Origin of the sequence: Alcanivorax sp., from assembly GCF_051117345.1 — a bacterium.
In the GTDB taxonomy this organism is placed as follows: domain Bacteria; phylum Pseudomonadota; class Gammaproteobacteria; order Pseudomonadales; family Alcanivoracaceae; genus Alcanivorax.
Genome location: NZ_JBNPEC010000266.1, coordinates 1 through 7,614, shown reverse-complemented (window position 1 = coordinate 7,614; position 7,614 = coordinate 1). Strand labels below are relative to the sequence as shown.

7 protein-coding genes and 1 pseudogene are annotated in these 7,614 nt (G+C 57.2%); 5 read left to right on the top strand and 3 right to left on the bottom strand.

Annotation, left to right across the window (positions count from 1 at the left end; translation table 11 throughout):
* Nucleotides 1-174 precede the first annotated feature (174 nt).
* Both ACFE0K_RS16575 and ACFE0K_RS16570 read left to right on the top strand, forming a co-directional pair.
* Nucleotides 175-804 carry a hypothetical protein gene (locus tag ACFE0K_RS16575; protein WP_434537117.1) on the top strand — a complete coding sequence of 210 codons (630 nt, stop codon included), beginning with the start codon at nucleotides 175-177 and terminating at the stop codon, nucleotides 802-804.
* 52 nt (nucleotides 805-856) lie between these two features.
* Nucleotides 857-1,846 (top strand): restriction endonuclease, encoded by a 990-nt coding sequence (locus ACFE0K_RS16570; protein ID WP_434537116.1) that lies wholly within the window; start codon nucleotides 857-859, stop codon nucleotides 1,844-1,846.
* 123 nt (nucleotides 1,847-1,969) lie between these two features.
* Here ACFE0K_RS16570 and ACFE0K_RS16565 read toward each other — a convergent pair whose 3' ends face one another.
* Both ACFE0K_RS16565 and ACFE0K_RS16560 read right to left on the bottom strand, forming a co-directional pair.
* On the bottom strand, nucleotides 1,970-2,599 hold the full coding sequence (locus tag ACFE0K_RS16565) for an HD domain-containing protein (protein WP_434537115.1): 630 nt from the start codon (nucleotides 2,597-2,599) through the stop codon (nucleotides 1,970-1,972).
* On the bottom strand, nucleotides 2,596-3,057 hold the full coding sequence (locus tag ACFE0K_RS16560) for a winged helix-turn-helix transcriptional regulator (RefSeq protein ID WP_434537114.1): 462 nt from the start codon (nucleotides 3,055-3,057) through the stop codon (nucleotides 2,596-2,598). The genes ACFE0K_RS16565 and ACFE0K_RS16560 overlap by 4 nt, the downstream gene beginning before the upstream one ends.
* 158 nt (nucleotides 3,058-3,215) lie before the next feature.
* Here ACFE0K_RS16560 and ACFE0K_RS16555 point away from each other — a divergent pair, with 158 nt between their 5' ends.
* Complete coding sequence (locus ACFE0K_RS16555; RefSeq protein ID WP_434537113.1) at nucleotides 3,216-4,325, top strand: NADH:flavin oxidoreductase; 1,110 nt, start codon at nucleotides 3,216-3,218, stop codon at nucleotides 4,323-4,325.
* 273 nt (nucleotides 4,326-4,598) lie between these two features.
* Here the strand turns inward: ACFE0K_RS16555 and ACFE0K_RS16550 are convergent, their stop codons facing one another.
* Nucleotides 4,599-5,897 carry an MFS transporter gene (locus tag ACFE0K_RS16550; RefSeq protein ID WP_434537112.1) on the bottom strand — a complete coding sequence of 433 codons (1,299 nt, stop codon included), beginning with the start codon at nucleotides 5,895-5,897 and terminating at the stop codon, nucleotides 4,599-4,601.
* A 284-nt stretch (nucleotides 5,898-6,181) separates the two neighbouring features.
* On the opposite strand from ACFE0K_RS16550, the gene cyoA reads away from it, so the two are divergent.
* Both cyoA and ACFE0K_RS16540 read left to right on the top strand, forming a co-directional pair.
* Nucleotides 6,182-7,168 carry a ubiquinol oxidase subunit II gene (cyoA, locus tag ACFE0K_RS16545; RefSeq protein ID WP_414430229.1) on the top strand — a complete coding sequence of 329 codons (987 nt, stop codon included), beginning with the start codon at nucleotides 6,182-6,184 and terminating at the stop codon, nucleotides 7,166-7,168.
* 38 nt (nucleotides 7,169-7,206) lie between these two features.
* Nucleotides 7,207-7,608: pseudogene (locus tag ACFE0K_RS16540) on the top strand (cbb3-type cytochrome c oxidase subunit I); the annotation flags it as partial.
* Nucleotides 7,609-7,614: the final 6 nt, after the last annotated feature.

The window sequence follows — 7,614 nt, the reverse complement described above, 5'->3', positions numbered from 1 at the left end:
TTGACTTACGACGATCCAAAGAAAAGGTTACCTGGTAACGTAAAGACGAGCCATGAATCGCATGCGATTGAAGAATAAAGACGTAAGTTGGTGTAAGAAAGATCTCGGTCTCTAATTTGGTTCGGAAGAGCGTATTTTTTCCTTCACGATGATGCAGAGCAGGAAAAAATTCACGTGGCCTCCTTTAGCTCATACGGCGTTGTGCGCCTCTTTGGTACTTATGTTCAGTTGGTGCCTAAACGATTGGAAAAGCACTGGGATCGAGACGACGAGGAACTTCCGAGAGAAATACGTATCTTGGATGCAGCAAAAGTAATGCGTTTCGATATGCCCGGACCAATAAAACGTATGTTATCCGCACAGAACAGGACTTTGGCTGTCCTTGATAAACACCAATTTGGAGAGGCCAATTTCCATGCTCAGGCCACACACGAGAACCCGAATCCGAGGAACCATTTCGATTTTCGTGTGTGGAGCGATACGCAAGAGCGCGCTTTGTATCGTGCCACGCGAAGAACCGGCTGGAACGGTAGAAAATATGACTCGGCAAGGCGCTCAGACTTCTTCGATTGTCACCGACTTCTCCGTTTTCGACGAAACCAGCTCTTGCTAAGAGACGGCATTTTGAATCAGCTCAGCGGTGAGCTCTCGAGGGTTGGCAAAGGTTACAAGACTGCGTTCTCGGTTCAAATATCGGGAACTGATGAATTGCCCAACGTCGGACACCTTAACGAATTGGAGGTGAGACTGGCGCGTGAAGAGGTGGGATTCAACGAAATCATCGACTATTGCTACAAGCGCTGAACAAAGCAATGGGAGGCCTGACCTCGATGTTTTGCGATGTTTTTTTAACCAAATGAAGAAAAAAAAGACCATGCATCTAAAAAGCTGGCAACAGAATTTTGTCGATCAATATCTGTCATCTGACGCTCATAGATCTCTGCTCGTGGCTATGCCAGGTACTGGAAAAACGATTACTGCCTTAAGTGCCGCGAAGAAGAAGATTGAGAGAGGTTATGCTTCTAGGGTGGTTGTCGTATCCGACAGAAAGGTTCTGCAGTATCAATGGGCGCATGTTGCCCGTGAAATCGGTATGGATATCGATATTGACACTACTATCGGGCAGCGCAGTTTCTCTTTAACCTACCAGGCAATAAGCAGAAAAAAGAAAGATTTTGAGGGTGTCGTGACTGAGCAGGACTCCATTTTTATATTTGATGGCGTAGCTCGGCTTAGTAAAAAAACGGAAGACCTAGGCGAAGACATACTGCTTCAGAACCCAAATAGTAAGCTTTTGTACCTGAGCTCGACACCGGTTAGGGGGTATGCATTTGATTTGATTCACGAGTTCGGGCGTGAGTTCATCTATCAGCCTGAAATCATAAGGCTCCCTGAAACGCAGATAGAGGTTGCCAGATATTCGCCAAGCATTCTGCTTCTTGAGCAACTGCGGGATCCTGGTTTTTCGCTAGAAGGCTTGTCTTGGCGTCAATTCGAAGTTTTCATTTCCAGGTTGCTTGAGTCCGATGGTTATGAAATTGAATTGATGAACGGTACAAAAGATGGAGGCGTTGATATCGTTGCTGTTAAGGACATGAAAGAAGCGGGATTGTATAAAGCCGTGTGGCAGGCGAAAAAATACAAGGTATCTAACAAAGTCGGGATCTCAGCTATTCGAGAGTTGGCTGATGTGCGGAATGAGTTTGGCGCGAGTAAAGGGGTGCTGGTTACAAGTAGTTTTTTAACTCGTGGCGCTCTCGACCGTGTGTATCGTGATAATTTTATGCTTGGGAAAGTGGACAGAAACGATTTGAATCAGTGGATAAATAGGAAGCTCTTCGAGTGAAGGTTAATAAGGTCATGTCCGTGACAAGCGCGTGATGGATGGCGTTATTCATACAAGGAGATGTTGTGAACCCGCCTAGAGTGCCATTCGGGGCAGGCTCCTATTTCCGAAAGCGTTCGGCAATCAGTCCTCTGACAGCTCCGCCAGCGCGCGCTTAAGATTGTCCCGCGCCGACACTTCCAGTCGCTCCCTCAGCTCAGCAGTGTGGTAAATCACCCCCTGATCCAGAAAACTCCGCAACACCGCACTACGCCCTTTCCGAAACGCCGCCTCCGGCACAAACTCATACTCCTGCCGAATCCACCCCTCATACCGGTCGTACAACTCCGCATCTGCCCCAAGAATACTCAGGTCGATATCCTGCAGCAGTGCCATGTCCGGGTCCGTGGGAGGGTGTGGATGGATAGTGGCCAGGATGAGTTCCTGTACACGGGCACGCTGTTGGTCGGTCAGATCGCTGTCGGCAAACTGCTGGGCAAACCAGTTTGCGCTCCGGGCTTCGTTGTCCGCGGCGCGGGGATCGTAGATCACATCGTGGGCCCACAGGGCTAGTTCCAGGCAGAGCGGGTCGGCGGCCAGGTGACGGTAGTGATCCAGCCATGCCAGGCAGGCGGCGACGTGGTCCAGGGTGTGATAGTGGCGATGGGGTTCGCTGTAGTGGGAGGCCAGTTGTTGCCAGGTGTGGTCCGGGTCAGGCAGTAGCGGGGCGACGACGGTACGCCATCGTTCTTGCAGGGTTGAGGCGGTGGTCATCCTGCTTCCTCCAACGGCTTGCCGTCTTCATCCACAAAACGCACATCCCGCACGGTGAGGGGCTGACCCTGCTGGTTCTGGACGGTGACCGGGGCCAGCGGCTCGCCGCTCTGGCCATCCACCAATTGCATGCTGTCTTTCTCGCCGTTCCAGCGTTCGCTCCACTGGCGCAGGGCGGTGACTACCGTAAACAGGTCGCGGCCCTTGTCGGTGAGGCGGTATTCGTAGCGCTTGCCGTGCTCGCCCACGTCCACACGCACCATCACCCCGTTATCCACCAGCCGTGACAGGCGGTTGCAGAGGATGTTCTTGGCGATGCCCAGGTTGTGCTGGAAATCCACAAAGCGGCGGGTGCCCAGCATGGCCTGCTTGACCACCAGCAGGGACCACCAGTCACCGACCTCATTGAGGGCGCAGGCCACCGAGCAGCCCATTTCATCGAAACGTTTACGTGTCATGGGTGGCATTGTACGCCAGAAAGGTTGCATAACGAAACCAAATAAGGTTTTATAACGCAACCAAATTGAGGGCCGTCGATTGATGGCCTCGCTGATTCTGTTGTTTTTATCGCGTTCGCTTGAGCGCCAGAGTGAAATTGAAATTCGGGAGAGTAATCATGAGTGGTTCCCTGGACAGCCTGCTGCGTCCTTTTGAGCATAAATCCCTGAAACTGCGTAACCGGGTGGCCATGGCCCCCATGACCCGCACCTTCTCGCCGGGCTATGTGCCCAATGATGAGGTAGTGGGGTACTACCGCCGTCGGGCGGAAGGTGAGGTGGGCCTGATCATCACCGAGGGTACCTTTGTGGGCCACAAGGCGGCCAACGGCTATGAGCGGGTGCCGGCGATCTACGGTGACCTGGCCATGGCGGGTTGGAAGAAGGTGGTGGATGCGGTCCACGAGGCTGGCGGTCAGATTATTCCGCAGCTCTGGCATGTGGGCTCGGTGCGCAAGCCCGGTATTGGGCCGGACAAGGACGTGCCCGGGCACTCGCCGTCCGGCCTGTTCAAGCCGGGCAAGGAAAATGGCCATGCCATGACCCATGAGGATATCCAGGACGTGGTGCGCGCCTTTGCCGATTCCGCCAGGGCCGCCAAAGCGGTGGGCTTTGACGGGGTAGAGATTCATGGTGCCCACGGCTATCTGCTGGACCAGTTCTTCTGGGAAGGCACCAACCAGCGCGATGACGAGTACGGTGGCTCCATTGAAAACCGCGCCCGCTTCGGCGTAGAGATCGTCAAGGCGGTGCGCGAAGCCGTGGGTGAGGAGTTCGCCATTGTGCTGCGCTTCTCGCAATGGAAGCAGCAGGATTATGACGCCAAGCTGGCCGAGAACCCGGAAGAGCTGGAACGCTTCCTGATGCCGTTCGTGGACGCCGGGGTGGATATCTTCCATGCTTCCACGCGCCGTTTCTGGCTACCGGAGTTCGACGGCTCCGACCTGAACCTGGCCGGCTGGACCAAGAAAATCACCGGCAAGCCCACCATTGCCGTGGGTAGCGTGGGCCTGGATGGCGACTTCCTGAACAGCCCGGACGGCATGGGCGGCACCGCCAACCCGGCGGCGCTAGATGAGCTGACTAGGCGTATGGATAACGATGAGTTCGACATGATTGCCGTGGGCCGGGCGTTGCTGCAGGACCCGAACTGGCTGGTGAAAGTGAAGGAAGGGCGTGAGGAAGAGATTGCGCCGTTTACCAAGAAAGCGTTGGGGTCGCTGAGTTAAGAGCTACAAGCTTCAAGCTGCAAGCTACAATGCGGATCCGGGTTTGTCGGGTCTGATAGAAAAGAGGCCGCGTCCGGGGATTGGGCGCGGCCTTTTTGCGTTCTACGGAGCCGCTGTAGGAGCGCCTCTTGAGGCGCGAACCGAGCGACAGCGAGGAAAGGGCCAGAAATGGCACCCGATCCCGTATGGGGCTGACGGCGGGTTTCTGATCGTCCGCCGGACGATTCCGCGTTTACACGCGGTTCGCACCTCGAGAGGTGCTCCTACAGGTGGTTAATCCTCCCCCTGATCCACCAGGGTCTGGTTGACCGCCAGGGCCAGCAGGGTGCAGATGACGCCGGAGAGCAGGTAGACGGTCACTGACAGTAGGCCGAATTTGGCGGACAGGCCCAGGGCCACCAGCGGCGCGAAGGCGGCGCCGAACAGCCAGGCGAAGTCGGAGGTGAGGGCGGCGCCGGTGTAGCGGAAGCGCCGCTCGAAGTTGGCGGTGACGGTGCCGGAGGCTTGGCCGTAGGAGACACCCAGCAGGGCGAAACCGAGCAGGATAAAGGTGTCCTGCATGGCCGGGCTGCCACCCATCAACAGCGGGGTGAGCAGGCTGAATACGCCGATGATTGCCGCCAAGGCGCCCACGGTGGTGCGCTTGCCGATGCGCGCGGCGATCCAGCCGGAACCGATGGTGGCAATGATGCCGACGATGCCGCCGACCACCTGTACGGTCAGCACTTGGCCGGTGGTCTGGCTGCCCTGCAGGGCGATCCAGGACAGCGGGAAGATGGTCACCAGGTGGAACAGGGCATAGCTGGCCAGGGCGGCGAAGGAGCCGATAAAGATGTTGTAGCCCTGCTTACGCACCATCTCGGTGGTGCCGATGGGCTCCAGATCGCTTTCTTCCAAGGCTTCGGTGTATTCCTCGGTGAGCACCAGACGCAGGCGGGCGAACAGGGCGACCACGTTGATGGCAAAGGCCACGAAGAACGGATAGCGCCAGCCCCAGCCCAGGAAATCCGCGGCGCTCAGGCTGTTATAGAGAAACAGGAACAGGGCGCTGGCGATCACGAAGCCCAGCGGGGCGCCCAGCTGGCCGATCATGGCGTACCAGCTACGTTTTTCCTTTGGGGCGTTCAGGGCTAGCAGCGAGGGCAGACCATCCCATGAGCCGCCGAAGGCCACCCCCTGCATGATGCGGAACAAGGCCAGTAGGGCGATGGCGTAGCCGCCCAGCTTCTCGTAACCGGGCAGGAAGGCGATGCCGGCGGTGGCGGTACCCAGCAGGAACAGGGCGGCGGTGAGCTTGATGCCGCGGCCCCAGTGACGCTGGATGGCCATGAACAGGGCGGTACCGAAAGGGCGGGCCACAAAGGCCAGGGCAAACAGCGAGAAGGAATAGAGCATGCCCTGTAGTTGATCGGCGAAGGGGAAGAACACCTGCGGGAAGATCAGTACCGAGGCGATGCCGTAGACAAAGAAGTCGAAGTATTCGGAAGTACGGCCGATGACCACGCCGACGGCGATTTCATTGGGCGCCACCGGAGCATGGCTGGAACCGTGGGACTGCTGGGGCTGGGACATGTTGTGCGCTCGAATATCGTGTTGGGGAGTTGCAAGCTACAAGCTTCAAGCTACAAGGCGCGATGATGGCTTCGCGGCTCTGCTCCGCCGTGCCCGCGTATTGCCCTGGGCGCGGGGACAGAGTTGCTACACCGAATCAGTCTGATCGCGTTGCAGCTTGAAGCTTGTAGCTTGCAGCTCTTTCCCCTAGCACTTTAAGGCCATGGGACAAAATGTCCAATACCCGCTCCCCATTGCCTTGGCTAAAGTCCTCCTATCCCATAAGCCAACCAGAATAGCCGCCAATGCAAATATTCAAATACTTGCGTGGAGTGTCGCTGACGTTGCTTGTCGCTGCCCTGCTGTCGGGTTGCGATGCAGTCGTGATGTCCCCCTCTGGTGATGTGGCAGTGCAACAGCGGGACCTGCTTGTCTGGTCCACCATCCTGATGCTGCTGGTCATCGTTCCTGTCATCGTGCTGACGCTATGGTTCGCCTGGCGTTACCGCGACTCCAATACAGAAGCTACCTATAAACCGGACTGGACCCATTCCACCGTGCTGGAACTGGTGATCTGGGCGGTGCCGCTGCTGATCATCATCGCCCTGGGGGCGATGACCTGGGTGTATACCCACAAGCTGGACCCTTACCGGCCGCTGGATCGCATTGATGCCAGCACCCCGGTGCCGGCGGATCTGGAGCCGCTCACCGTGGAAGTGGTGGCGCTGGACTGGAAATGGCTGTTCATCTACCCGGAGCAGGGTATTGCCACGGTGAATGAGCTGGCGGCGCCGGTGGATCACCCGATCCGCTTCAAGATTACTGCCTCCACCATGATGAATTCCTTCTTCATCCCCGCCATGGCCGGGCAGATCTACGCCATGGCCGGCATGGAGACCAAGCTGCACGGCGTGATCAACGAGCCGGGCGTCTACCAGGGCTTGTCCGCCAACTACAGCGGTGCCGGCTACTCGCACATGAAGTTCCAGTTCCATGGCCTCAGCGAGGCGGACTTCCAGGCGTGGGTGGAAAAGAACCAGGCCAGCGGCAACACCCTCAGCCGTGAGGTCTACAAGGAGCTGGAAGTGCCCAGCATCAAGGACCCGGTGACACGTTATGCCAGCGTCGATCCGACCCTGTACCACGCCATCCTCAACCGCTGCGTGGACCCGGGCACCGTTTGCATGGAAGACATGATGTACCACAGCGGCCATGGCAAGCAGGAAGCGGATTCCGCTGAAGGGCACGATGCCCACGCCGGCCATGACGCGCATGGAGGCCACCATGAATAAGTGTGTTTCCCCGAATTCAGCTGTAGCAGGTGTCGCCCATGTTTGAAAACCTGGACCTGACCAAACTCATTTTCGGTCGTCTCACCTGGGACGCGATTCCGTTCCATGACCCGATCATTCTCGCCACCTTTGCCGTGGTGGCAGTGGGTGGTGTGGCTACGCTGGTAGCGCTGACCCGCTACAAGCTGTGGGGCTACCTGTGGACCGAGTGGTTTACCTCCATCGACCACAAGAAGATCGGCATCATGTACATCATCCTGGGTCTGGTGATGCTGCTGCGCGGCTTCGCCGATGCCATCATGATGCGCCTGCAACAGGCCTTCGCCTTCGGCGACAACATGGGCTATTTGCCGCCGGACCACTACGACCAGATCTTTACCGCCCACGGCGTGATCATGATCTTCCTCTTGGCAATGCCGGTGTGGACCGGGCTCATGAACTAACTG